Source organism: Virgisporangium aurantiacum (assembly GCF_016863635.1).
In the GTDB taxonomy this organism is placed as follows: domain Bacteria; phylum Actinomycetota; class Actinomycetes; order Mycobacteriales; family Micromonosporaceae; genus Virgisporangium; species Virgisporangium aurantiacum.
Map to the genome: position 1 here is coordinate 80,782 of NZ_BOPG01000067.1, position 23,149 is coordinate 103,930.

Consider the following 23,149-nt stretch of genomic DNA (forward strand, 5'->3'; position numbering starts at 1 on the left):
GATCGTGGACCCCTTCCGACGGAAGGGGTCCACGAGCGAAACGCTAGAACTTCGGGGCGTCCGGCGCTTCCAGCAGACCGAGGCGCAGGGCGGTCATCAGAGCCTGGGCGCGGTTGGCCGCGCCGAGCTTCTCGTAGAGCTTCGAGATGTGGGTCTTCGCGGTGGACTCGGAGACGAACAGCTGCTTGGCGATGCCGGCCACGCTCATGCCGTCGGCGAGCAGGCGCAGCACCTGGCCCTCGCGCGGCGACAACTGCGGACCCTGCGGCGCCAGCCGCCGCTTCATCGCCTCGGCCAGGTCGGCGGCGGTGAACGCCGACGGCGCCGAGGCGGCGTGCCGGGCGGCGGCCACGACCTCGTCGGCCGGGGCGGTCTTCGGGACGAACGCGCTCGCGCCCGCCTCCAGCGCACCGAACAACTGGTCGTCACCGGCGTACATGGTCAGGACGACGATGCCGATCGTCGCGCTGTTCTTCCGTAACGCGCGGGTCGCCTCCAGGCCGCTGCCGTCGGGCAGCCGCAGGTCCATGATCACGACCTCGGGCTGTAACGCTCCGGCCAGCCGGATCGCCTCGGCAGCAGTCGAGGCCTCCCCGACCACCTCGAACTGGCGGTCACGCTCGAAGGCGTGCCGCAGGCCGCGACGGATCAGGTCGTGGTCGTCGACGAGCAGCACCTTCGTGCGCGTCGTCGGGGTCGCGTTGGTGGTGGTCATACGCGGTGCTCTCTCCCTTTCGTGATGTCACACGCTACCGCGTCGGGTGGCCGTACCGAGCACGACGGCGACCGTCGTACCCGTCGGATTCCGCGGCTTGATCTCGAGGCGCCCGCGGATACGGTCTGCTCGTTCTTTCATGATCGCAAGACCGTACCGCCCGTCCGGACGCGAATCTCCGATACCGGACCCATCATCGGAGACTTCGATATTCGCGTACGGCGGATCAACGACGCAGGTGACCCACAGATTCTCGGCACCCGCGTGCTTTCTCGCGTTGGTGATGGCCTCCTGTGCGATTCGCAGCAGTTCGGCCTCGACGGCCGCGGGCAGCCGCGCCGTCGACTCGTTGAGCGTGAAGTGCACCCGCAGCCCGCCGGTCGCGGCGATCGTGCGGGCGTAATCGGCGACCGCGGCGGTGAGACCGCCGTACCGGTCGACCTCGCTGCGCAGTTCGAACAGCGAGAGACGGAGTTCGGTGATGACCCGGGTGACCTCGGCCCGCAGCACCCGCAGCTCCTCCACGGCCGGCGCCGAGTCGGGGGTGTCGGGCAGTGCGGCCAGCGTGTTGTCGATGCCGTACCCGACCATCACCAGTTCCTGCGCCACGCCGTCGTGGATCTCGCGGGCAAGTCGCTGCCGCTCCTCGGTGGTGGCGATCGTGCGGACCTCGTCGAAGAGCAGTGCGGCCTCCAGCCGGATCGCGGCCGGGCCGACCACGTCGACCACCCGCTTGATCACCGGCTGCGGGTAGGCGCCCGCGCTGTCGGTCTCCATCGCGACCAGGCCGATCGTGCGGACGCCCGCGACCAGCGGCACTACGAGTGCCGACACCTCGGTACCGGCCGGCACGGTGGTCCGGCTCTGCGAGCGGGCCGACGTCTGTGGCTGCTGGCTGGCCCACGCGTCGGCGATGGCCGAGTCGGCGTCGAGCGCCGTCTCCCAGTCGACCCGGTCGGTGCCGTGCTGGGCGAGGACGACCAACCGCCCGCCGCCGCTGGCCGACAGCACCGCCGACCGCTCCACCGGCACCAGCGCGCGCACCTCCTCGATCAGGTGCTCGGCGAGGCCGCCGGGGTCGAGGGTGGCGCCGGGCAGCTGACGGGCGACGCTGCGCAACTGGGTGAGCAGCCGGGCCGCCTCGGCGTACGGCTGCGGGGCGACCCGCCGGTTCTGCATCCGCCGCCGCATGGCGCCGATGACCTCGCCGGCGAGCACGCTGACCACCAGCCACTGCGCGCAGGCGAGGAGGTAGCCGGCTTCGCCGGCCAGTCCGTCGGTGAGCCCGGCGCCGGTGAGCACGCCGGCGGCGCCGGCGATCAGCGCGAACGACTCGATCCGGTGGCCGTAGAGCACCGCGACGACCACCGGCACCGTCAGGTACGGCAGCACCGCGGCGGCCATCGCCGGCTCGGACTCCGCCGCGACCGCGGCCGCGGCCAGCCCGCACAGCACCACCTCGGCGAGCCGCGACAGCGGTCCGATCACCGGGTGGGCGGCGCCGAGCAGCGACGGCACGGCGGCCAGCGTGAGCAGACCGAGCCAGCCGAGCACCCGCGCGTCGTCGGTGGCCCACAGCGACAGGACGGTGGCCATCGCCAGCAACGTCGCCCGGCTGGCAACCGGCAACGCGTGGATCCGCGGCCACGGCGGGGGCGTACGCACCCGGGCCTCCGGCGGGATCGCCCGCCACGAGCCGCTCTCGGTGTGGACCGTCTGCCAGCCGCTTTCACCCGCCATAGATCGCAGCGATTTCGTCGGCGTACTCCTTCAGGACCACATTCCGTTTGATCTTCAGGGACGGTGTCATCTCACCGGCCTCTTCGGTGAATTCACGGGGGAGAATCCGGAACTCCTTGATGGCTTCGGCCTTGGACACGGCGAGGTTAGCGGCATCAACCGCCTTCTGCACCTCGCCGCGCAGGTCACCGTCACTCTGTAGAGTTTCGACGGTCGCCGATGCCGGCTTTCCGTTGTCGGCCAGCCAGTTGGCGAATGCGTCCTGGTCGATCGTCACGAGCGCCGCGATGAACGGTTTGCCGTCACCGACCACCATGCTCTGGCTGACGAGCGGGTGAGCCTGTAGGCGGTCCTCGAGCACCGCGGGCGCGACGTTCTTGCCGCCGGCGGTCACGATGATCTCCTTCTTGCGCCCGGTGATGCGCAGGTACCCGTCCTCGTCGAGGCTCCCGAGGTCGCCGGTGTGGAACCAGCCGTCCTGGAGGACCTCGGCGGTGGCCTTCTCGTTCTTCCAGTAGCCCTGGAACACGTTGCCGCCGCGCACGAGGATCTCGCCGTCGTCGGCGATCCGCACGGTGACGCCCGGCAGCGGCCGGCCGACGGTGCCGACGCGGATGGCGTTCTGCAGGTTGATGGCGACGCCCGGCGCGGTCTCGGTGAGCCCGTACCCCTCGTAGATCGTCACACCGACCCCGCGGAAGAAGTGCCCCAGCCGGTCGCCGAGCGGCGCGCCGCCGGAGATGCTCATCTCGCACTCGCCGCCCAGCGCGGCCCGGATCTTCGAGTACACGAGGCGGTCGAAGGCGGCGTGCTGGGCCCGTAGGAACAGGCCCGCTTTCCCCTCGGCCGCGCTGTGGTCGATCGCGATCTTCTCGGCGCGGTCGAAAATGGCGCCCAGGCCGTCGGCGTGCGCGCGCAGTTTCGCGGCCGTGAAGACCTTCTCGAAGATGCGCGGCATCGCGAGCAGGAATGTGGGCCTGAACTGGCGCATGGCGTTCGACAGGTTCTTGATGTCGGCGTCGGGCCGCATCAGGCACGGGGTGCGCACCACCGCCACCTGGATCAGCCGCGCGAACGAGTGCGCCAGCGGCAGGAACAGCAGCGTCCGCCCGCGCCGGTTCACGTAGTCGTCGAGGCCCTTGAGGGCGTTGGCGGCGTTGAAGTCGATGTTCCGGTGGGTGAGCACGCAGCCCTTCGGGCGTCCCGTGGTGCCGCTGGTGTAGATGATGGTGGCGAGGTCGTCGGCGCGCCCGGCGCGCCGCCGCTCCGCCAGTGCCTCCGTCTTTTCGGCGGGGGCGCCGGCGCCGCGCAGGTCGGCGAGCGTCGGCCCGGCACCCTCGATCGCCCACATTTTTTCAAGACCGGTGGACGTGACGTGCGCACGGTGATCGTTCGTCTCCACGACGCACGCGACCGCGTCCGAGTCCTCGATGATCCACGCCACCTGCTCGGCGCTGGAACTGTCGTAGATGGGCACGGTGACCGCGCCCACGGCCCAGATCGCGTAGTCGACCAGCGTCCACTCGTAGCGCGTCCGGCTCATCAGCGCGACCCGGTCGCCCCGCTCGACGCCGCTCGCGATCAGGCCGTTCGCGACGGCCGTCACGTCGTCGCGGAACTGCGCACAGGTGACGTCGGCCCAGCCGTCCGCCGTGCGGCGGTGGAACTGGACGAAGTCCGGCGTCTGCTCGGCGTTGGCCCAGACCGCGTCGGCGAGGGTGGCGTCGTCGTCGATCGAGGCGACGGGTGGGACCGCGACCTCGCGCATGGTGTCTCCTTTGTCCGTGGGGTTGTGCGTGACGCTACCGCGCCCCGCCGGGTATCGGCGTTCACCAGGTAGCCTGCCCACCATGACGGACACGTCGACGCAGTCGATCACGATCGCCGCGCCGCCCGCGAAGGTCGCCGAGGTGATCTGCGACTTCGCCCGGTATCCCGAGTGGGTGTCGGCGATGAAGTCGGTAAAGGTGATCGAAGAGTATGAGGACGGGTACGCGAGTCAGGTGCGGTTCAGCCTCGACGCGGGCGTGCTCACCGACGAGTACACCCTGAAGTACGAGTACGCCGAGGACATCTCGCGCATCGAGTGGCACCTGGCGGAGCCGACGAAACTGCAGAAACGGCAGGACGGGGCGTACGACATCGCGCCGGGCCCGGACGGCTCGACGCTGGTGACCTACACGCTCGCGGTCGACGTGAACCTGGGCATGTTCGGAATGTTCCGGAGCAAGGCGGAGAAAGCCATCATGGATTTCGCTCTTCGGGACCTCAAACGTCGGGTAGAAAGTCTTTCGAAATGACTGATCCGAAAGATCCACGGGAAGAGGCCGAGCGGCTCATCGCGTCGGTGCTCGGGAGCGCGTCGGTGGCGGCCGAGAACCTGAGCGGCTTCGCCACCGGGTCGGCCGAGTGCTGCGTGTGCCCGGTGTGCAAGGCGATCGCCGCGGCGCGGGAGCCGAACCCGCAGGTGGCGGAGCGGCTCGCCACCGGCGCGGGCGATCTCGCGTCGGGCGTGGCGAACCTCCTGCGCACGATGGCCCGGGCCGCGAGTGACTTCGGTTCCTCGGGTTCGGGTGGCGCGGGCAGCTCGGGCGACTCGGCGCCCAGGGCGTCGGCCGGAACCGCAACCGAGGACCCGTGGGCCACCGCCACCCGGGCGGCCGCCGAGGCCGAGGCCGGCGTCACCGAAAAGCCCGCGCCCGGCCCCACCGACAAGCCGGCCGCACCGGGTGCCGCGGAGCCGGCGGCCCCGCCGAACCCGCCGCGGCCGATGGCGAAGAAGGCCGTCAAGCCGAAGGCGCCCGCCGAACCTCCCACCGCGACAGCCGCCGAGCCCCTCACCGAGCCTCCCGCTGAGCCCCCCGTGGAACCCGTCGACACTCCGTCGGAGACGGACGAGGAGCGATAGCACACGTGACACTCACCATCGGGGTGGACATCGGCGGAACCAAGGTCCTCGGGGCCGTCGTCGACGAGAACGGCGAGGTGCTGGCACAGACCCGGCGCGACACGCCGGCCCTCGACACCGGGGCGATCGTCGACCGCACCGTGGCGGTGATCGAGGAACTGCGGGCGGCCCACGACGTCGCCGCGGTCGGGATCGGCGCGGCCGGCTGGATCGACGCGGCCCGGGCGAACGTGCTCTACGCCCCGAACCTGGCCTGGCGCAACGAGCCGCTGCGCGACCTGCTCGCCGCGAAGGTCGACATCCCGGTGGTGGTGGAGAACGACGGCAACGTGGCGGCGTGGGCCGAGTTCCTGTACGGCGCCGGACGCGACGCCGACGACTCGATGGTGCTCGTAGCGGTGGGCACCGGGATCGGGTCCGGCATCGTCATCGGCGGGCAGCTGATCCGGGGCTCGCACGGGATCGCCGGCGAGGTCGGCCACGTCACCTCGGTACCCGGTGGACACCTGTGCGGCTGCGGCCGGCTCGGGTGCCTGGAGCAGTACGCCAGCGGCAGCGCGCTCGTGCGGTTCGCCCGGCAGGCGGCCACCGACGACCCCGACGTCGCGAAGCAGATGCTCAAGGCGGCGGGGTCGGTGGAGGCGATCAACGGTCCGCTGGTCACCCAGGCGGCCAAGGCGGGTGACCAGGCCGCGCTGGCGGCGTTCGACCAGATCGCCTTCTGGCTCGGCACCGGGCTCGCCGACCTGGTGCAGATCTTCGATCCGCAGGTGCTGGTGATCGGCGGCGGGGTCGTCGAGTCCGGCGACCTGTTGCTGGCGCCGGTGCGCCGGCACTTCGACGAGGCGCTGGCACAGCGCGGCCGGTTGCCGGTCGGCGAGGTGCGGCCGGCGCTGATGGGGAACAAGGCCGGTGTGATCGGTGCGGCCGATCTCGCCCGGCGCCGCTGAGAGAGGCTCTCGTGCACAAGATCCGCGTGATGTCGTACAACATCCACAGCTCCCGGGACGACCTGCGCGCGCTCGGCGCCGTCGTGCGGGCCGAGGAGCCCGACCTCCTGCTGGTGCAGGAGGCGCCGCGGCGGTTCCGCTGGCGCGGCAAGAACGCGTCCCTCGCCCGCCGGTGGGGGATGCTGCACGCCGGCGGCGGCCTGTGGGCGCTCGGGAACTCGGCGTTCACCACGCTGCGGGTGGGCGTCCGGGAGACCTGGGACGTCCAGTTCCCGCTCACGCCGGGCCGGCACATGCGCGGGGCCGTGTTCGTGCGGTGCACGGTCGGCCGCAGCAGGTTCATCGCCGTCGGGACGCACCTGTCGCTCGACGCGACCGAGCGGGTGTCGCAGGCCCAGTTGCTGAAGGAGCACCTGGCCGGGCTCGACGAGCCGTACGTGGTGGCCGGTGACCTGAACGAGGAGCCCGGCGGCGGTGGCTGGCGCACGCTGGCCGACGGCCTCGTCGACGCGGCCGACGCCAAGGAGTGCGGCGACATCTTCACGTACTCGTGCGCGTCGCCCCGGCGCCGCATCGACGGCGTCTTCGTCGACCCGAGGATCGACGTCCTCGACTACCGCTTGATCGACTCCGACCTGGCGAAGGCCGCGAGCGACCACTTCCCGCTCGTGGTCGACCTGGCGCTCCCCGAATAGTCCCGCTGGACAAATCGATCGGTAGTTGGCGAAGATTCCCGCCGGGGCTATTCGCATTGGGGAGAACGCGGTGGGTGATGAGGTGGCGGCAACGCGACCAGCGGGGCAGCAGCCCGGTACCCCCGCCGTCCCCAAGGAGTGGCCGTCGGTGCCGGGGGCCTCTCCGGCCGTCCCCGCGCCGCGCAGCGGCCAACCGAAACTGCCCGACCAGCGCGCGGCCGGTACGGCCGGGCGCACGGCGGACATCTCCGACCGGGGTGAGGCCGTCTGCGTGATCGGCGCGGGCGGCAGCGGCCTGGCCGCGATCAAGAACTTCAAGCAGTTCGGGTTCGACGTCGACTGCTACGAGCGGGAGACCGGCGTCGGCGGCGCCTGGAACTGGCGGCACGAGCGCAGCCCCGTGTACGCCAGCACGCACCTCATCTCCAGCAAGCCGTTCACCCAGTTCCCCGACTTCCCGATGCCCGACGACTGGCCGGACTACCCGCACCACTCCAGCCTGCTCGCCTACTTCGAGCGCTACACCGACCACTTCGGGCTGCGCGACCACATCTGGTTCGGCACCGAGGTGGTCAAGGTGACGCCGACCCGGGAGGGCGACCCGAGGACCTCGTGGGACGTGACGGTCCGCGGGGTGCGTGGCGGTTCGGAGAAGACGCTGCGGTACGCCGCCGTGGTGGTGGCGAACGGGCACAACTGGGCACCGAAGCTGCCCAACTACCCGGGCCTCGACACGTTCGGCGGCACCGTCCTGCACGCCAGCGCCTACAAGGACGCGGCGCAGATCCGGGGCAAGCGGGTGCTGGTGGTCGGCGCGGGCAACACCGGCTGCGACATCGCCGTCGAGGCGGCGCAGCAGGGGACCAAGTGCTGGCACTCCAGCCGGCGCGGCTACTGGTACGCGCCGAAGTACGCCTTCGGCAAGCCGTCCGACCAGGTCAACGACCGGGTGCTCGGCCTGGGGCTGCCGCTCAAGCTGCGCCAGTGGCTGTTCCACCTCACGATGCGGCTCACCGTCGGCGACCTGGAACGGTTCGGCCTGCCCAGGCCCGACCACCGGATCTACGAGACCCACCCGATCGCGAACAGCCAGCTCGTCTACCACGTGGGGCACGGCGGGATCACGCCGGTGCCCGACATCGAGCGGTTCGAGCGCAACCAGGTGGTGTTCAGCGACGGCCGCACGGCCGACCCGGACGTGGTCGTGCTCGCCACCGGCTACCTGCCCCGGTTCGAGTTCCTCCCGCCGGCGTTCTTCGGCGGCGACGACCGGGGGCGGCCGCACCTGCGCTGGCAGATCTTCTCGCCGAACCACCCGACCCTCTCCTTCGTCGGGCTGGTGCAGCCCGACTCGGGCATCTTCACGATCTGCCACTGGCAGAGCGAGCTGGCCGCGGCCTGGCTGCGCCTGGCCGAGTCGACCCCCGACCGGGCGGCGGCCTGGTGGCAGAAGGCGGCCGAGCCGGGCGGAAAATACTCCGACGCCGACGTCAAGGACTCCAGCCGGCACTGGCTCGAGGTCAGCCACTTCGTCTACCTCAAGGCCCTGCAACGCGCGATCAACTCCCTGACCAGCGAGAAGGTCGCCTCATGACGACGCGGGTGATCCGTCCGGACGAGTGGTCCGACCCGCCGCCGTCGGTGAAACGCGAGGTCATCGGCGTCCAGCCGGAGGGGCCGGCGACCGGTCCGCCGGTGCTGTTCGTGCCCGGCTTCGGGCAGGGCGCCTGGGTGTACGCCGAGCACTGGCTGGAGCGCACCGCCGCCCGCGGCTTCCCGGCGTACGCGATGAGCCTGCGCGGCCACGGGGCCAGCGGCAGCGCGCCGAAGTCCGGCCTGCGCGCCTACGTCCACGACGTCACCCAGGTCGCCGCCGGGCTGCCGCGCCAGGCCGTGCTGATCGGGCACGGCGCCGGCGCGCTGGTCGTCGCGATGGCGCTGGCGCGGTATCCGGTCAAGGCCGCGGCGCTGGTCGCGCCGGTCTTCGGCGGGCCGTTGGCCGCGGTGACGGCGTGCGCCCGCAACCCGCTCGGCGTGCTACCGGCGGCGTTCGGTGGGCGGCTCCGCCCCCGGCGCGGTCAACTGTTCAGCTCCGACCTGCCGGCCGAGGAGCAGCGGAACTACCTGGCCCGGCGCGGTCGGGCGTCGGCGCGCGCCCAGTGGCAGCTGTGCCAGGTCCGCGCGCCGGAGGAGCCGGTCGGCGCGCCCCCCGTCCTCGTGGTCGGCAGCCCCGACGACGGCCTGGTGTCGCGGGCCGACCTGGACCGGGTGGCCCGCCGCTACCAGGGCGCGCCGCTGTTGTTCCCGGGAATGGGTCACGACCTGATGCTCGACGCCCGGTGGGCGGAGCCGCTCGACGCGATCCTCGACTGGCTGGAGAAGAACGCCTGAAATCTTGCGGTGGATGTGACAGATCGTAGGAAGTCGTTTACTCAATGGTGGTTTCGGGTAGATAATGCAACCCCCCACCTCTGGTTAGGCGGCATCTCTCATGCGGCACCGGTCAACTCGGGACATCCTTGACGACCACCTACGCCGGCGGGCCGCCGGCGACCTCGACGGCGATCTCCTGGCAAACTACGCACCCGATGTGATCGTGCTCCACCCCGACGGCGAGGCCTTCGGTCACGACGGTGTCCGCTGGGTGGCCGACCGGCTGTCCCGCTACCAGAGCGACAGCGAGTTCCGGTGCCACCGGGTGCTGACGTCGGGCGAGATCGGTGTCCTGGAGTGGTCCGGGCGCGGCGGGCGCACCGACACGATGACGATCGAGGCGACGGAGTCCTTCGTGATGCGCGAGGGGCTGATCGCCGCGCAGACGCTGACGTACGTCACGGCCTACACGGCCACCGCCGCATAATTCCGCCCACCCGTCAGATCCGGGCGCCGTCGTCGAAGTCGTCGTCGTCCTCGTCGTCGCCGGGGCGCAGGCGCCAGATCAGGGTCCCGAACCCGGCCACGATGAGGCCGAACGCGAGCACGAGCACCGTGTTGCGGGCCAGCGGCAGCAGATCGGGCCACACGAACAGCAGCAGGCCGCCCACGATCGCGGCGACGCTCAACGCGGCCGCGGCCGAGATCCGGGGCAGCGGCGGTGCCGGCGGCGGCGTGTAGCCCTCGTCGTCCTCGTCGACGTCGGGCAGCGTCGCGCCGAACGTGTCCAGGGCGTCGAGGAGCGACGGCTCGGGCTCGTCCACGCGCGGCCGCGGCTCGGCGTTCGGGTCGATCCTGGGCAGCAGTCGCGGCTCGCCGAGGGTCAACGTCGGGGTGACGTCGGGGTCGGCGGTCAGGTGGTACCCGGCGACGATGGCGGCCCACGCCGAGTCGACGTCGGGCTCGCCCGGGTCACCCGCCCGGCCGGGCGGCTTCGGATCGGTACGGCGCCGCTGGTGGCGGCGGGACTGGTCGCGGCGGCGGTGGGTGGGGTCCTCGGACACCTCGGGCTCGGCCGTGGGCGTCTCCTGGGCGGTGCCCGTCTCCTCGGTCTCCGCCCCGGCCTCGGCCGGTTCGGCCGCGGGCTGGCCGCTGCCACGCTCCGCCTGGCCGCTGCCGCGCTCTACAGCCTGCTCCGCGGCCTGCTCGGCCGTGACCCGCCGGACGAAGCCGCGCGCCGTCTCGACGTGCTCCCGGTCGACGAACAGCCGGTCGGTCGGGCGGGCGGGCAGGCTCGTGGTGCGCGTGATCGGGTGCAGGTCGGTCGACGGCTGCAGGTACGCCGCGATCCCGCGGGCACCGAGCACGTCGAGCAGGTGCTCGCCGACCCGCGGATCGATGTCGCCGACCGATTCGTAGGCGGACGCCATCAGCCCGTTGTCGCGCCGACCACGCCGGCCGCCCGTCGTTGGCACGCCGCGCCACCTCCCGCCGGAATGTTTCAGTCTCGGGAAGAATCCTGACACGTCGGCACCCGTGGGCGGCAGTGCGAGTGTGTGCCGCGCGTTGCTGTGAGGTATTCCAGATCCGTAGGCTCTGTGTCGCCGGGTGTACCGGTGTGCGGCGGGTGGAAGGACGAGCATGCTCTACTGGCTGCTCAAGTACGTGATTCTGGGTCCTCTGCTGAAGCTGGTCTTCCGGCCGCAGGTCGAGGGCCGCGACAACGTTCCCGACGGCGGGCCGGCGATAATCGCCAGCAACCACCTGTCGTTCTCCGACTCGATCTTCATGCCGCTCATGGTCAAACGGCGGGTCACGTTCGTGGCCAAACAGGAGTATTTCACCGGTAAGGGTCTCAAGGGCTGGCTGACGAAGATGTTCTTCGTGGGCACCGGCTGCATCCCGGTCGACCGGTCGGGTGGCCGGGCCGCCCAGGCGGCGATCGACACCGGAATGCGGGTGCTGCGCGAGGGGAACATCTTCGGCATCTATCCGGAGGGCACCCGCTCGCCCGACGGCCGGCTGTACCGGGGCAAGACCGGGGTGGCCCGGATGGCGCTGGAGAGCGGCGCGCCGGTGATCCCCGTCGCCATGCTCAACTCCGACGAGATTCAGCCGACCGGGCAGATCATTCCGAACCTTCGGCGGCCGAAGATCGTGTTCGGGCGTCCGCTGGACTTCTCCCGCTACCACGGCATGTCGGGCGACCGCTTCATCGAACGCGCGGTGACCGACGAGATCATGTACGAGCTGATGCAGCTGTCGGGCCGCGAGTACATCGACATCTACGCCCAGAAGGCGAAGACCGCCGCGCCGACGACCCCCGACCCGGAACCCGCGGCCGCCGCGGCTTAGAGGCCGGCGATCCGGAGCAGGCCGGGCACCTCGTGGTGGCGGGCGAACTCGCGTAGCTCGGTGGCCACCGCGGTCAGGGCCGGGTCGGCCTTCACCGCGGCGGCGAGCGACAGGATCCGGTTGGTCTGGTTCGGGATCTCGCTGTAGATCTCGGCCGCCGCCAGGTGCAGGGCCGCCGCCCGGGCCGGGTCGCCGTCAGCCGCCGCCACCGCGCCGGTGACCCCGCGCAACGCCGCGTCGACCCACAGGGTGCGGTGCGGCACCTCGGTCAGCAGCTCGCGCAGCGCCACCGCGGCCGGCCGCCCGATCAGGACCGCCGTGTGCGCGGCCGCGTGCAGCCACTCGCCGCTCGCGATCGTCCGGATCTTCTGCCAGCTCTCGCCCAGCTCGGCGAGCACGTTCCGGGCCACCTCGCGCCGGCCGCGGAGGGCGTGGCACAGGGCGGCCTGGCCCAGCCCGGTCCACAGGAGCCGGTGGAACCCGCTGCGCCGGCCGACGGCGACGAGCTCGTCGATGGCCTCGTCGGGCACGTCGTCGCCGCGTAGCAGCCGCATCCAGCGGGACACGCCGAGGCTGTGCAGATCCCAGGTGGGTGCACCGGCCTCGTCGACGGCGGCCAGCAGCTCCGTCCAGTCGCCGGAGAAGTAGGCCTCCTGCGCGACGGGGAGGTACCCGGTGACGAGCATATTCCCGCCGGGCCCGCTCGCCAGGCCCTCCTCGCGCACCGCCTTCGACGCCGGCCAGTCGCCCTCCTCCATCAGCGTGTAGGAGAGGTTGCGGGCGACCCGGGGCAGGGCGAGCAGGCGCTGCTGGCGGCACAGGTCCATCACGGACTGCAGCTCGGCCAGCCCGCGGCGGTCGCCCGCCTGGTACTGCGCGGTGCCGATGGTGATCCGGGCGTTGGCGGCCGCCTCGACCAGCCGGAGCTGCGACGCGATCTCCGCGGCCGCGCCGGCGGCGGCGATCGCCGGACCGTCCTCGAGGTTGAGCATGTGCAGCCGGCCGAGTTCGGCGTACGCGTCGGCCTTCTCCGGTGTGTCGGGCAGGTCGTCGAACAGCTCGACGGCGCGGTCGAGGCAGGCGAGGCCGGTGGTGCGGTCGGCCCGCAGCCAGGCCGCCTGGCCGAGCAGCGTCCAGGCGCGGGCGGCGCCGCTCTGCTCGCCGGCCTGCTGCAACCGGTCGGCCACCGCCGACAGCCGGTCGACGCCGCCGGACGCGAGGAAGGCGTCACCGTCGGCGTAGAAGGCGATCTCGGCGGCGAGCAGTTCGATCCGCAGCCGCTCGGCCCGCGGGGTGGCGTCGTCGCACAGCACCCGGGCCCGCTCGGCCTGCGCGGCGGCGGTGTCGAGCGCCCGCAACGCGTAGGCCCGGCGGGCGGCCCGGTACAGGGCCGACCGGGCTGCCGGCGCGTAACGCACGGCGTCGCTGCCCAGCGTGCGGGCGATCTCGTAGGCGGTGAACCGGTGGTGGGCGAGCACCTCGGCGAGGTCGGTGTCGCGGCTGGACGCGATGCGGTCGAGCCAGTCGCCGGTGCGCTTGTGCCGCGCGACCCGCTCGCTGCGGGGCAGCCGCTGGTAGCAGACGTCGCGGACGAGCAGGTGGCCGAACCGGTACTCCAGCTGGCCCTCCATCGTGGAGGTCTCCTGCTCGTGCACCAGGTCGCGCTGTTCCAGCCGGCGCAGCGTCCGCTCGATGGCCTCGACCGGGCGGCCAAGCGCCGCCGCGACCGCGCCCGGCCAGAACTGCATGCCCACGACGGCGGCCGCCTGGAGAACGGCCCGGTCGGCGGCGTCGAGGAGGTCGACCCGGTTCGCGATCACCGCGTGCACGCTGTCGGGCATGGGCAGCGGCGCCGCGTCGCCGAGCGGGACGGTCGGCCGCAGCGCGCCCTGCTCGATCAGCATGCGGGTGTACTCGTGCGCGTAGAGCGGGTTGCCGTCGGCCAGTTCGACCAGCGGCTCCAGCGACTCGGGGGAGTAGGTCGCCTTGCCGAGCAGGTGCGCGTACATGGTGGCGATCTCCTGGTCGCGCAGCGGCGGCAGGGTGATCGTCAGGGCGCCGGAGATCGTGTTCGACCAGCCGGGATTGCGCTCCGCGAGCTCCGGCCGGGCCGTCGCGAGCAGCAGCAACGGGACGTCGCGGATCGAGGCGCCCAGCAGGTCGACGAAGCGCAGCATCGAGTCGTCGGCCCAGTGCAGGTCCTCGATCACCAGCACGGTCGGCTGGCGGGCGGCGAGCGCGCCGACGAACCGGCGCCACGCCGACTCGGCCTCCTCGGCGGCGAGCTGCGAGCCGGGCAGGCCGACGAGCGGGCCGATCGCGTCGCTGAGCCGGGCCGCCTCGGCCGGGCCGACCAGGTCCTCCAGCGCGTCGTCGAGGCGCGAGCGGGCGGTGCCGGCCGAGTCGGAGTCGAGGATCGACGCGTGCGCCTTGACGATGTCGGCCAGCGCCGAGTACGTCACGTTCTCGCCGAACGGCGGGCAGCGGCCGGTGTACCAGACGACCGGGTCGACGCCGGAGAGGCGCTGACTGTGCTGGTACAACTCGCGCACCAGCCGGCTCTTGCCGATGCCGGCGTGCCCGAGCACGGTGACCACCTGCGGGACGCGATCGGCGACCGCCCGGTCGAGCGCGTTGACCAGCATGGACAGCTCGTGGGTGCGGTTCACCAGCGGCGTCGCGCCGATCTCCCGGTCGGGGTGCACCCGCTGCATCGGCGCGATCGCCAGCCACACCTCGGTGGGTTGGCTGCGCCCGCGCAGCGTCACCGGTGGCTGGGCGGCATACCGGATGACGCTCTTGGTGGCGGCGTAGGTGGCCCCGCTGACCAGCACCCCGCCGGGCGGCGCGACCGACTGCAGCCGGGCGGCGATGTTGACCACGTCGCCGGCCACGATGGCCTGGCCGCCGTCGCGTGCGGCGGCCACGTCGACCAGGGCCTCGCCGGTGGTGACGCCCACCCGGCAGCGCAGCCCGCCATCGGCGTACCGGTCGAGCACCCGCTGCAACTCCAGCCCCGCGCGGACGCACTTCACGGCGTCGGTCTCGGTGGCCACCGGCGCGCCGAACAGCGCCATCACGGCGTCACCGATGTACTTCTCCACGACGCCGCCGTACTGCGTGATCACCCGGCGCGCGGCGGCGAAGAACGCCGTCTGCAGGTCGCGTACCTGCTCGGGATCGGTGCGCTCGACGTACGGGGTGAAGTCGATCAGGTCGACGAACAGCACGGAGACGCGGCGCCGGTCCTCCGACCGGGTCGTTTCGTTGCTCGCGACGCGGGTACCACAACCGGTGCAGAAGGAGGCGTCGGCAGCGAGCGGACGCCCGCACTGGGAGCAGGCGCGCGGCAGCGCGGAACCGCAACCGCCGCAGAACCGGTCATCGGCGGCTGACGGTCGGCCGCACCGCGGGCACGCCGTACCGATGGCCGTTCCTCCTTGAGTCCGTAGGTCGGGTTATGGTCAGTATCGTTACCTTTGCACCGCCTGTTCGCCAGCCCGTCTCATACGCGACACTGTCACGAAGCGGCATGTATCAGTAGCCGTTCGGTCGCTACAGTTCGGCTTAATGGACGAGGGAGGGTGAGCGATGGTCGCGGTTCGCCTGGCACGGGGATGGGTGGGATACGGCGGCTCGGTGCACCGGGCCGGCGATTTCGTCGACGTCGATGCGATCACGCTCGCGAAACTCGAGGCGTGCGGGGTCGTCACCTGCTGGGAGTCCACCGATTCACCCAGTGATACCGAAAGCTCGGACGAAGACCGCTAGCGATCCGTCATTCCGGCCCGCCGGCGCAGCGCGGGCAGGTCGGTGACCACGATCCGCCGGCCCTCGGTGCGCAGCCACCCGCGGCTGGAGAACGAGCCGATCGCCTGGTTCACGCTCTGCCGCGAACCGCCGGCCATCTCGGCCAACTGGCTCTGGTTGAGCTCGATGGTGACCATCGGCGCCGAGCTGTCGCCGGCGAGGCGCACCAGCGTCTTGGCCACCCGGCCGGGCAGGTCGAGGAACACGTGGTCGGCGTTCTGCTCGGTGAGCCGGCGCACCAGCGCACCGAACGAGCGCATCACCGCGTCGAGGATGCGCGGGTTCAGGTGCAGCAGTTCGATGAACGCACCGCGCGACAACGCCAGCGCCGTCGTGTCTTCGATCGCCTCCGCCGACAACGACCTGGGCAGGCCGTCGAGCAGGGACACCTCGCCCAGCACCTCCGGCGGGCGCATGACGGAGAGCACCGCGCGCTCGCCCGTGGGCGCCGTGCGGAACACCATGATCGCGCCACGCCGCAGCACGATCAGCGATTCGCCGGGATCGTTCTCGACGAACAGCAGTTGGCCCTTGCGGTAGGTGCGGGGCACCGCCGCGGCCACGACCCGTTGCCGGATTTCCGGTTCGAGGGTCGCGAACATGTCGACGCCACTCAGCGCGTCGCCGGGATCCGGCAGCCGAGCCTCCACCGGTCCACTCCTCCCCGGCCGTCTCTAAAGATTTCCAAAAGGTCTGCTACAGATCATGTCGTGGGTGTCGCGGCCTGTACACCCCTTCCGGCGGGTGGCCGACAGAACGTATCTGAGGCAGCCAGCAGGCTACAGCCAACGGACCGATCGCCGGGGGACGCCACGGCGAGGCATTGATAACGGTCTGGGGCCGGCAACGAAAGGTCCCAGGCGCGCATCAAGCAGGGTCCGGGTGTGGAGGGCGTCGACGCGGGACGAGGGGGCCGCGTCGGCGCCCGACCCGGCTCGGGACACGCCCACCCACGGGTGGCATCGCCGTAAACCGAGTGTGATCGCGGATTCACGTACCAGATAATTTCGCTCGTGATGGGCATCGACGAGGTTCGCACGCTGCTCCGCACGAGCTGGCACGCCAACGTGATCTCCTGCACGGTCCTCGACGGCGGCATGAACTCGCTGGCCTGGTTGGTCACCTTGGATGATCGGCGGTGCGTGGCCAAGGCGGTCACGGCCGCGGAGCGGCGGCCGTTCGAGGCGGGCCTGGCGGCGGCCGAGCACCTGAGCGTCGGTGGGATCGCCGCTGGCCGGCCGATCCGGGCCGCCGACGGGGCGCTCTCGGTGCGCACCGACCACTCCACCGTCGCCCTGCTCGAGTTCGTACCGGGCCGGCCGCTGGTCCGCGACGACCCGCTCGACCAGCACTGGTGGGGCGACGCGCTGGGGGCCGCCCACCGGGCGTTGGCCCGCTTCAGCCACGCCGGGCTGTCCCGCTTCCACCTGCTGCGGACCGACGGCCCGCACCTCGCGGTGGAGGACTGGGTGCGTCCCGCGGTCGCCGACGCCATGGCCGCGATGGCCCGGCTCACGGTGACCGACCAGCTCACCTACGGCACCTCGCACGGCGACCCGTCACCCGACGCGTTCCGGTTCGACCTCGACACCGGACGCACCGGGATCATCGACTGGGGCTCGGCGGGCAGCGGCCCGCTCATGTACGACATCGCGTCCGCCGTCATGTACGCCGGCGGGCCGCCGGCCGCCGGCGACCTGATCGAGGCCTACCTGGCGGCCGGGCCGGTCGGCCGCGACGAGCTGGAGGCGACCCTGCCCACGATGCTGCGCTTCCGGTACGCCGTACAGGCGTTCTACTTCGCCCACCGCATCTGGGTCGACGACCGGCGCGGCATCGACGGACCGGAAGGGAACCTGACGGGCCTTCTGCACGCACGAAAGTTCTTCGAGACGGCATAGTGGACCCCGATGCCGTACCGATACTTCTACGACTGCGAGTTCATCGAGGACGGCCACCTGATCGACCTGGTGTCGATCGGGATGGTCGACGAGCGTGGGCGCGAGTTCTACGCCGTCAGCACCGAGTTCGACGACAGCCGTGCCCTGCCGTGGGTGCGCCGCAACGTGCTCGACAAGCTGCCCTCGCCGGCCGACCGCGCCTGGCGGTCGCGCGAACGGATCCGCGAGGACATCTACGCGTTCATGACCGAACCGGGCGAAGAGATCGAGCTCTGGGCCTGGTACGCGGCCTACGACCACGTGGCGCTCGCCCAGCTCTGGGGCGCCATGCCGGCCCTGCCCCGGGAGATCCCCCGGTACACGAAGGACCTGCGCCAACGCTGGGACGACCTGGGTCAACCGCCGCTGCCGACGGCCACCGGACGGCACGACGCCCTGGTGGACGCCCGACACAACCTGATGCGCTGGAACGCGATGGAGGAATCCGCCGCCGGGCGGAGTCTTCGGTAGCGATATGGTTTCGCCCGGACCTTAAGCGCCGCAGGCACTGTCGCCGCGAGCCGGCGCCTCTTCACAAAATTCAGAATGCGGAAGGAATCAGCATGCGTATCGGCGTGCTTACCGGCGGCGGCGACTGCCCCGGCCTGAACGCGGTCATCCGCGGCGTCGTCCGCAAGGGCGTGCAGACCTACGGCCACGAGTTCGTCGGGTTCCGCGACGGCTGGAAGGGCCCGCTGCAGGGCCTCACCCGGCCGCTCGGCGTGCCCGAGGTGCGCGGGATCCTGCCGCGTGGCGGCACCATCCTCGGTTCGTCCCGGACCAACCCGTTCAAGATCGAGAACGGCGTCGAGCAGATCAAGAACAACCTGGCCGAGCTGGGCATCGACGCCCTGGTCGCCATCGGTGGCGAGGACACCCTCGGCGTCGCCTCGAAGCTCACCGACCTCGGCGTCAACGTCGTCGGCGTGCCGAAGACGATCGACAACGATCTCGGCGCCACCGACTACACCTTCGGTTTCGACACCGCCGTCAACATCGCCATGGAGGCGATCGACCGGCTGCACACCACCGCCGAGAGCCACCACCGTTGCCTCGTGGTCGAGGTCATGGGTCGGCACGCCGGCTGGATCGCCCTGCACTCCGGCCTCGCCGGCGGCGCCAACGTGATCCTCCTGCCGGAGCGCAAGTTCGACATCGACCAGGTGTGCGCCTACGTCGAGAAGCGCTTCGAGATCCAGTACGCGCCGATCGTGGTCGTGTCCGAGGGCGCGATTCCGGACGAGGGCGACATGACGCTGCAGAGCGGCGAGGTCGACGCGTTCGGGCACGTGCGGCTGGGCGGCATCGGCCAGTGGCTGGCCGGCGAGATCGAGAAGCGCACCGGCAAGGAGGCCCGCACCGTGGTGCTCGGGCACATCCAGCGGGGCGGCACGCCGACGGCGTTCGACCGGGTGCTCGCCACCCGCTTCGGCCTGGGCGCGATCGACGCGGTGCACGCCGGCGACTTCGGCAAGATGGTCGCGCTCCGGGGCACCGAGATCGTCCGGGTGCCGCTCCAGGAGGCCACCCGCGAGCTGAAGACCGTGCCGGTCGAGCGGTACGACGAGGTAGAGGTCTTCTTCGGCAACTAGGAGTTTCGATGACGCACACGGTTGCCGTGATCGGCGCGGGCAAGATCGGTGAGGTCCTGCTGTCCGGGCTGGTCCGGGCCGGGTGGCCGGTCGGGCGGTTGATCGCGACCGCCCGCCGGCCCGAGCGGGGCCGGGAACTGGCCGACCGGTACGGCGTCCGGGTGCTGCCGAACGAGGCGGCGGCGGCCGAGGCGGATGTGCTGGCCGTCGCCGTCAAGCCGCAGGACGCCGAGGCGCTGATGACCGACCTCGGTCCGAAGGTGCCGGCCGGCAAGCTGGTGATTTCGCTGTGCGCCGGCCTGCCGACGTCGTTCTTCGCCCGGTTCCTCGCCGCCGGAACCCCGGTGGTGCGGGTGATGACGAACACACCGGCGCTGGTCGACGAGGCGATGACCGCCATCTCGGCCGGCCCGCACGCCACCGCCGAGCACCTGGCGCTGGCCGAGGAGATGTTCACCCCGCTGGGACGCACGCTGCGCCTGCCCGAGTCGCAGCAGGACGCGGTCACGGCGTTGAGCGGCTCCGGCCCGGCGTACTTCTTCTACCTGGTCGAGGCGATGACCGACGCGGGCATCCTGCTGGGCCTGCCCCGGCAGGTGGCGCACGACCTGATCGTCCAGACGGCGATCGGTTCGGCGGTGATGCTCCGCGAGTCGGGGGAGCACCCGGTCAAGCTGCGGGAGGCGGTCACCTCGCCGGCCGGCACCACCATCGCGGCGATCCGCGAACTGGAGAACCACGGCGTCCGGGCGGCGCTGCTCGGCGCCCTGGAGGCGGCCCGCAACCGGGCCCAGGAAATCGCCGCCAACGAGGTCTGATCCCTCGTCGTCGATTCACTCACGCGTTCACACTGTCGCGTTAGGTAGTCGATCCCATACCTTTTACGAACCAGTGGTTGGGGGGCCGACCCAGGAAACGGACGGAGGCGGTGACGCCAACACCGCCTCCGTCCAAGTCTTTTCCCGGCGTGACGCAGAATGTGCAGGTGCGATTCGACCAGCACCGTGCCCTGGACGCCATTGAGCGTCGCCTCGCCACCGACCCCCTGCGCACCGGCGGGATCGTCGAGGTGTCCGAAGTGGTGCGCTTCGCCGACCTCGACAGCGGCAAGGAAGCGTCCCTGCTCCGGCTCGGCCTGCTGGTGGACGGGCTGGCCAGACTGCTCGGCGACGGCGGGGTGGCGCTGTACCCGGTGGCCGAGCGCGGCCTGCTCAGCGACACCGAACTCACCTCCAACGAGCGCATGGTGCTGCGCCGCTGGTCCGACGACGGGCTGCTGGAGATCCTGCCGCCCGGCGCGCCGGCGCTGGCCCGGGCCGGCGAGGTGTCGGCGCTCACCGGCCAACCCGTGCTCACCCGGGCGCAGATCCGCGGCTACGCGTTGCGGCCGACGCCCGGCGGGGGCGGCTCGGTGCAACTGGTGCCGGTGGGGCCGGGTCCGAGCCCCGTGCCCGACCAGGCGCTGCGGGCCCTCACCCGAATGTGGAGGTGTCCGGTTCCCGACTGTCCGAGCTACGGCCGTCCGGGCGTCGGGCAGCCGCCTCCCCAACTCGCCCAGGGCGTCCCCATGTGCCCCCGGCACGGCGAGCGCCTCTCCGACGCGGGTGCCCGGCCATCGGTGGTCGCCCTCGTGGTGCGGATCGGCGGCCTGGTGCGGCAGCGGTTCGCGGTGGCGGCCGGCACGCCGGTGGTGGTCGGCCGCGCTCCCGACCAGCACGGCTCGGTCGCGCTCGGTCCGCTCCTCGACGAGGAGGCCCGCACCTGGGTCAGCCGCAAGCACGTCGCGCTGGAACTGCGTCCCGACGGGGTCTACGCCACCGACATGAGCACCAACGGCACCGTGGTGGTCGGCCCGGACGGTCGCGGGCGGCTGCCGGGCGGGCAGGCCCGCCGGCTGGGTGAGCGCGACATCCTCGAACTCACCGACGGGGTCGAGGTGGCCCGGGCGGGTACGGCGGCCGGGTCGAGCGACGCGACCGCGCCCGGTTCGGTGATGGCCGACGCACCGACGATCGCGATCCGGATGCCGCGCGACAACCGTTAGTTCAGACGCATGAACATCTGGATCACCGTGACGCCCGGGACGCTGTACCCGCGCACCAGGTCGCACAGGTAGTTGATCACCAGCAGCCCGCGGCCGGCCTCGCTGGTCAGCGGCGGTGCCTGCCGCCCGGCCAGCGGGTCGGCGATGTGGCCGGCGTCGGTGATCTCGCAGATCACGTGGCCCTCCCGGACCCAGACCCGCGCCTCGCCGGGGCCGCCCGCGTGGCGGATCGTGTTGGTCGCGATCTCGTTCGCCGCCATCTGGAGGTCGATCGAGCGGTCGTGGACCAGGCCCGCCGCGCCCGCGTGCCGCCCGACGAACTCGCGGAGCCGGGGGAGGTCGTCGATGTCGGCGAAGTTCATCACCGGGAGGGTGCAGTCGGGCCGGGGGAGCGGCGTGTTGAACTCGGCCACGACGGTGGCCGGTTCGGCGTAGCTGCGGCTGGGACCGCGCTCGCCGCCCACGATGACCATCGGGTGGGTGCGGCAGATGTCGGCCAGCGCCTCGGGCTCCAGGGCACGGTCGCACGGGCACAGCATCGTGCCGGCCGCCGCGGCGAACATCACGTTGACCATCGCCTCGTGCTGGATGCACACGGGGTACTCGGCGTCGCTGCGTCCGGGCCAGAGGGCCTCGGCCACGATCGCGAACGGCTGGCCGGCGTGCTCGTCGACGAAGGAGCGGATCACCGCGGGGATGATCCGGTTCGGGTTGCGTCCGTCGATCGTCATGTCGACGATCTGCACCTTCTCGGCGACGGCGCCGAGTGCGCGGGTGACCCAGGCGGTGTTGCGGGGCGGCGCCGCGATCAGCGTGGGAGTTCCGGCCGCCAGGGAGTCGCTGAGGAACGGCACCGTCGCGGCGAGATACTCACGCTCGGTGCCGTAGAGCAGCGCATCATGAACGAACCGGGCGCTGGAGGTCACGACGCCCTCTTACCGCCTTCCGGACAACGAAGTACGTAAAAGCCGGTCTCGTGGACCGGATAGTTGAATCGTGACAAGGACACTAGCGCCGGCCCGTTGCCCGTGGCTAGCGTGGTCACCGGTGCGACGGACTCACTGTGCGTGTTTGTGCGATTGCCGCAAGTACGTCCGTCGCCGCTCCGGAAGGATCAAGCTCCGACGTGTCGATCACCAGATCGTGATCGATCGATCGGGCGACGGCCGTGTGCTGCGCGAGCGCCTGTCCGAGCGTCCGGTCGCCGCGATCGCGTTCACGTTGCGTCAGCACCCGCGGCGGACAGGTCACGTGAACAATCAACAAATCCTGGCCCGCACACGCCGCGCGGAGGTCGTCGCCCCACGCCCGGGTCAGCAGCACCTGGTCGACGATCACGTTGACTCCACCGGCCGCCAGCGCCGCCACCGCGCGGTGCAGGGCGCGCACCACGCGGTCGCCGTACGGCCCGGGCGAGATCGCGGTCACCGTGCCGTCCGACCCGTACTCGTACCGGTACATCTCGGTCGACCACAGGGCATTCAGGTACCGCTCGGGCAGCGCGGTGACCACCGTGTCGATCCCCCAGACGAGGGCCGGCTCGGCCCACGCCTCCTGCAGCGCCCGGGCCAGCGTGGTCTTTCCCGCGCTCGACGCGCCGTTCAGGACGACAATCACGGTCGTGACGATAGACAACCCTCCGCCCGGCGGCGTGCTGATTGTCGACGGCGCGAACGTCGTCGGGTCGGTTCCCGACGGGTGGTGGCGTGACCGGGCCGGTGCCGCCGCGCGGCTGCGCGACCGGCTCGCCGCGGCCGCCGTCGAGGGCGGGGTCCTGGCCGCCGTCGAGGTCGTTCTGGTCGTGGAGGGCAGGGCCCGCGACATCGGGACGACCGAGGGGATACGCGTGGTGTCCTCTCCGGGCAGCGGCGACGACACGATCGTCGAGGTCGCCGGCGCGGCGGCCGGCACCGGGGCCGGCCCGGTGACGGTGGTCACCGCCGACCGTGGCCTGCGGGAACGCGTCGCCGCGGTGGGCGCCTCGGCCGTCGGGCCGGGAACGCTCTACCGGTGGCTGGAATAGCGGC

At 71.7% G+C, this 23,149-nt stretch carries 23 protein-coding genes; 15 read left to right on the forward strand and 8 right to left on the reverse strand.

Translation table 11 applies throughout. The features are described from left to right. Window positions 1-43: 43 nt before the first annotated feature. From Vau01_RS45180 to Vau01_RS45190, 3 genes are all read right to left on the reverse strand, one after another. The gene (locus Vau01_RS45180) at window positions 44-715 is read right to left on the reverse strand and encodes a response regulator transcription factor (protein ID WP_204006521.1); all 672 of its coding nucleotides are present in this window, start codon (window positions 713-715) and stop codon (window positions 44-46) included. Window positions 716-742: 27 nt separating this feature from the next. Beyond that, window positions 743-2,311, reverse strand: a complete 1,569-nt coding sequence (locus tag Vau01_RS45185; protein ID WP_239152370.1) for a sensor histidine kinase — start codon at window positions 2,309-2,311, stop codon at window positions 743-745. A gap of 133 nt (window positions 2,312-2,444) precedes the next feature. Continuing rightward, window positions 2,445-4,223: an AMP-dependent synthetase/ligase gene (locus Vau01_RS45190; RefSeq protein WP_204006525.1), complete on the reverse strand. Its 1,779-nt coding sequence runs from the start codon at window positions 4,221-4,223 to the stop codon at window positions 2,445-2,447. Window positions 4,224-4,305: 82 nt separating this feature from the next. Here Vau01_RS45190 and Vau01_RS45195 point away from each other — a divergent pair, with 82 nt between their 5' ends. From Vau01_RS45195 to Vau01_RS45225, 7 genes are all read left to right on the forward strand, one after another. Next, window positions 4,306-4,755 carry an SRPBCC family protein gene (locus Vau01_RS45195; protein WP_204006527.1) on the forward strand — a complete coding sequence of 150 codons (450 nt, stop codon included), beginning with the start codon at window positions 4,306-4,308 and terminating at the stop codon, window positions 4,753-4,755. Continuing rightward, window positions 4,752-5,363, forward strand: coding sequence for a hypothetical protein (locus Vau01_RS45200; RefSeq protein ID WP_204006529.1), 612 nt, complete (start codon window positions 4,752-4,754; stop codon window positions 5,361-5,363). Before Vau01_RS45195 ends, Vau01_RS45200 begins: the two co-directional genes overlap by 4 nt. Beyond that, on the forward strand, window positions 5,360-6,313 hold the full coding sequence (locus Vau01_RS45205) for an ROK family glucokinase (RefSeq protein WP_204006621.1): 954 nt from the start codon (window positions 5,360-5,362) through the stop codon (window positions 6,311-6,313). Before Vau01_RS45200 ends, Vau01_RS45205 begins: the two co-directional genes overlap by 4 nt. 29 nt (window positions 6,314-6,342) lie before the next feature. Then, the gene (locus tag Vau01_RS45210) at window positions 6,343-7,008 is read left to right on the forward strand and encodes an endonuclease/exonuclease/phosphatase family protein (RefSeq protein ID WP_204006622.1); all 666 of its coding nucleotides are present in this window, start codon (window positions 6,343-6,345) and stop codon (window positions 7,006-7,008) included. A 199-nt stretch (window positions 7,009-7,207) separates the two neighbouring features. After that, window positions 7,208-8,602 (forward strand): flavin-containing monooxygenase, encoded by a 1,395-nt coding sequence (locus tag Vau01_RS45215; RefSeq protein ID WP_204006624.1) that lies wholly within the window; start codon window positions 7,208-7,210, stop codon window positions 8,600-8,602. Further along, the gene (locus Vau01_RS45220) at window positions 8,599-9,399 is read left to right on the forward strand and encodes an alpha/beta hydrolase (RefSeq protein WP_204006531.1); all 801 of its coding nucleotides are present in this window, start codon (window positions 8,599-8,601) and stop codon (window positions 9,397-9,399) included. Before Vau01_RS45215 ends, Vau01_RS45220 begins: the two co-directional genes overlap by 4 nt. 100 nt (window positions 9,400-9,499) lie before the next feature. Further along, window positions 9,500-9,868 carry a nuclear transport factor 2 family protein gene (locus tag Vau01_RS45225; protein ID WP_204006533.1) on the forward strand — a complete coding sequence of 123 codons (369 nt, stop codon included), beginning with the start codon at window positions 9,500-9,502 and terminating at the stop codon, window positions 9,866-9,868. 13 nt (window positions 9,869-9,881) lie between these two features. Here Vau01_RS45225 and Vau01_RS45230 read toward each other — a convergent pair whose 3' ends face one another. Continuing rightward, a complete protein-coding gene (locus Vau01_RS45230) occupies window positions 9,882-10,856 on the reverse strand; it encodes a DUF308 domain-containing protein (protein ID WP_204006535.1) in 975 nt (324 codons plus the stop codon). A 166-nt stretch (window positions 10,857-11,022) separates the two neighbouring features. Here Vau01_RS45230 and Vau01_RS45235 point away from each other — a divergent pair, with 166 nt between their 5' ends. After that, window positions 11,023-11,736 carry a lysophospholipid acyltransferase family protein gene (locus tag Vau01_RS45235; protein WP_204006537.1) on the forward strand — a complete coding sequence of 238 codons (714 nt, stop codon included), beginning with the start codon at window positions 11,023-11,025 and terminating at the stop codon, window positions 11,734-11,736. Here Vau01_RS45235 and Vau01_RS45240 read toward each other — a convergent pair. Then, window positions 11,733-15,164, reverse strand: a complete 3,432-nt coding sequence (locus Vau01_RS45240; protein WP_204006626.1) for an adenylate/guanylate cyclase domain-containing protein — start codon at window positions 15,162-15,164, stop codon at window positions 11,733-11,735. The two genes, Vau01_RS45235 and Vau01_RS45240, sit on opposite strands and share 4 nt — an antisense overlap. 163 nt (window positions 15,165-15,327) lie before the next feature. On the opposite strand from Vau01_RS45240, the gene Vau01_RS45245 reads away from it, so the two are divergent. Continuing rightward, the gene (locus Vau01_RS45245) at window positions 15,328-15,507 is read left to right on the forward strand and encodes a hypothetical protein (protein WP_204006539.1); all 180 of its coding nucleotides are present in this window, start codon (window positions 15,328-15,330) and stop codon (window positions 15,505-15,507) included. Here Vau01_RS45245 and Vau01_RS45250 read toward each other — a convergent pair. Further along, window positions 15,504-16,196: a Crp/Fnr family transcriptional regulator gene (locus Vau01_RS45250; protein ID WP_204006541.1), complete on the reverse strand. Its 693-nt coding sequence runs from the start codon at window positions 16,194-16,196 to the stop codon at window positions 15,504-15,506. The two genes, Vau01_RS45245 and Vau01_RS45250, sit on opposite strands and share 4 nt — an antisense overlap. Window positions 16,197-16,562: 366 nt before the next feature. Here Vau01_RS45250 and Vau01_RS45255 point away from each other — a divergent pair, with 366 nt between their 5' ends. The 5 genes from Vau01_RS45255 to Vau01_RS45275 all read left to right on the forward strand — a co-directional run bounded on the left by Vau01_RS45255 (window position 16,563) and on the right by Vau01_RS45275 (window position 21,122). After that, window positions 16,563-17,447 (forward strand): phosphotransferase enzyme family protein, encoded by an 885-nt coding sequence (locus tag Vau01_RS45255; protein WP_239152371.1) that lies wholly within the window; start codon window positions 16,563-16,565, stop codon window positions 17,445-17,447. Window positions 17,448-17,456: 9 nt separating this feature from the next. Next, window positions 17,457-17,957: a polyadenylate-specific 3'-exoribonuclease AS gene (locus Vau01_RS45260; RefSeq protein WP_204006544.1), complete on the forward strand. Its 501-nt coding sequence runs from the start codon at window positions 17,457-17,459 to the stop codon at window positions 17,955-17,957. Between the two features lie 92 nt (window positions 17,958-18,049). Then, window positions 18,050-19,078, forward strand: coding sequence for a 6-phosphofructokinase (locus Vau01_RS45265; protein WP_204006546.1), 1,029 nt, complete (start codon window positions 18,050-18,052; stop codon window positions 19,076-19,078). Between the two features lie 8 nt (window positions 19,079-19,086). Next, entirely contained in the window at window positions 19,087-19,896 is an 810-nt protein-coding gene (gene proC / locus Vau01_RS45270) for a pyrroline-5-carboxylate reductase (RefSeq protein ID WP_204006554.1), read from the forward strand. A 167-nt stretch (window positions 19,897-20,063) separates the two neighbouring features. Next, entirely contained in the window at window positions 20,064-21,122 is a 1,059-nt protein-coding gene (locus Vau01_RS45275; RefSeq protein WP_204006555.1) for an FHA domain-containing protein, read from the forward strand. Here the strand turns inward: Vau01_RS45275 and Vau01_RS45280 are convergent. Then, a complete protein-coding gene (locus Vau01_RS45280) occupies window positions 21,119-22,048 on the reverse strand; it encodes an anti-sigma factor RsbA family regulatory protein (RefSeq protein ID WP_204006556.1) in 930 nt (309 codons plus the stop codon). The two genes, Vau01_RS45275 and Vau01_RS45280, sit on opposite strands and share 4 nt — an antisense overlap. A gap of 115 nt (window positions 22,049-22,163) precedes the next feature. Further along, on the reverse strand, window positions 22,164-22,739 hold the full coding sequence (locus Vau01_RS45285) for a chloramphenicol phosphotransferase CPT family protein (RefSeq protein ID WP_204006557.1): 576 nt from the start codon (window positions 22,737-22,739) through the stop codon (window positions 22,164-22,166). A 4-nt stretch (window positions 22,740-22,743) separates the two neighbouring features. On the opposite strand from Vau01_RS45285, the gene Vau01_RS45290 reads away from it, so the two are divergent. Beyond that, a complete protein-coding gene (locus Vau01_RS45290; RefSeq protein ID WP_373320399.1) occupies window positions 22,744-23,145 on the forward strand; it encodes a hypothetical protein in 402 nt (133 codons plus the stop codon). Window positions 23,146-23,149: the final 4 nt, after the last annotated feature.

Bases quoted from the DNA above. Each gene is read 5' to 3' on its own strand.
- Vau01_RS45180 (WP_204006521.1), bottom strand. From the start codon at position 715: ATGACCACCACCAACGCGACCCCGACGACGCGCACGAAGGTGCTGCTC.
- Vau01_RS45185 (WP_239152370.1), bottom strand. From the start codon at position 2,311: ATGGCCACCGTCCTGTCGCTGTGGGCCACCGACGACGCGCGGGTGCTC.
- Vau01_RS45190 (WP_204006525.1), bottom strand. From the start codon at position 4,223: ATGCGCGAGGTCGCGGTCCCACCCGTCGCCTCGATCGACGACGACGCC.
- Vau01_RS45195 (WP_204006527.1), top strand. From the start codon at position 4,306: ATGACGGACACGTCGACGCAGTCGATCACGATCGCCGCGCCGCCCGCG.
- Vau01_RS45200 (WP_204006529.1), top strand. From the start codon at position 4,752: ATGACTGATCCGAAAGATCCACGGGAAGAGGCCGAGCGGCTCATCGCG.
- Vau01_RS45210 (WP_204006622.1), top strand. From the start codon at position 6,343: ATGTCGTACAACATCCACAGCTCCCGGGACGACCTGCGCGCGCTCGGC.
- Vau01_RS45220 (WP_204006531.1), top strand. From the start codon at position 8,599: ATGACGACGCGGGTGATCCGTCCGGACGAGTGGTCCGACCCGCCGCCG.
- Vau01_RS45225 (WP_204006533.1), top strand. From the start codon at position 9,500: ATGCGGCACCGGTCAACTCGGGACATCCTTGACGACCACCTACGCCGG.
- Vau01_RS45235 (WP_204006537.1), top strand. From the start codon at position 11,023: ATGCTCTACTGGCTGCTCAAGTACGTGATTCTGGGTCCTCTGCTGAAG.
- Vau01_RS45245 (WP_204006539.1), top strand. From the start codon at position 15,328: ATGGTCGCGGTTCGCCTGGCACGGGGATGGGTGGGATACGGCGGCTCG.
- Vau01_RS45255 (WP_239152371.1), top strand. From the start codon at position 16,563: ATGGGCATCGACGAGGTTCGCACGCTGCTCCGCACGAGCTGGCACGCC.
- Vau01_RS45260 (WP_204006544.1), top strand. From the start codon at position 17,457: ATGCCGTACCGATACTTCTACGACTGCGAGTTCATCGAGGACGGCCAC.
- Vau01_RS45265 (WP_204006546.1), top strand. From the start codon at position 18,050: ATGCGTATCGGCGTGCTTACCGGCGGCGGCGACTGCCCCGGCCTGAAC.
- proC (WP_204006554.1), top strand. From the start codon at position 19,087: ATGACGCACACGGTTGCCGTGATCGGCGCGGGCAAGATCGGTGAGGTC.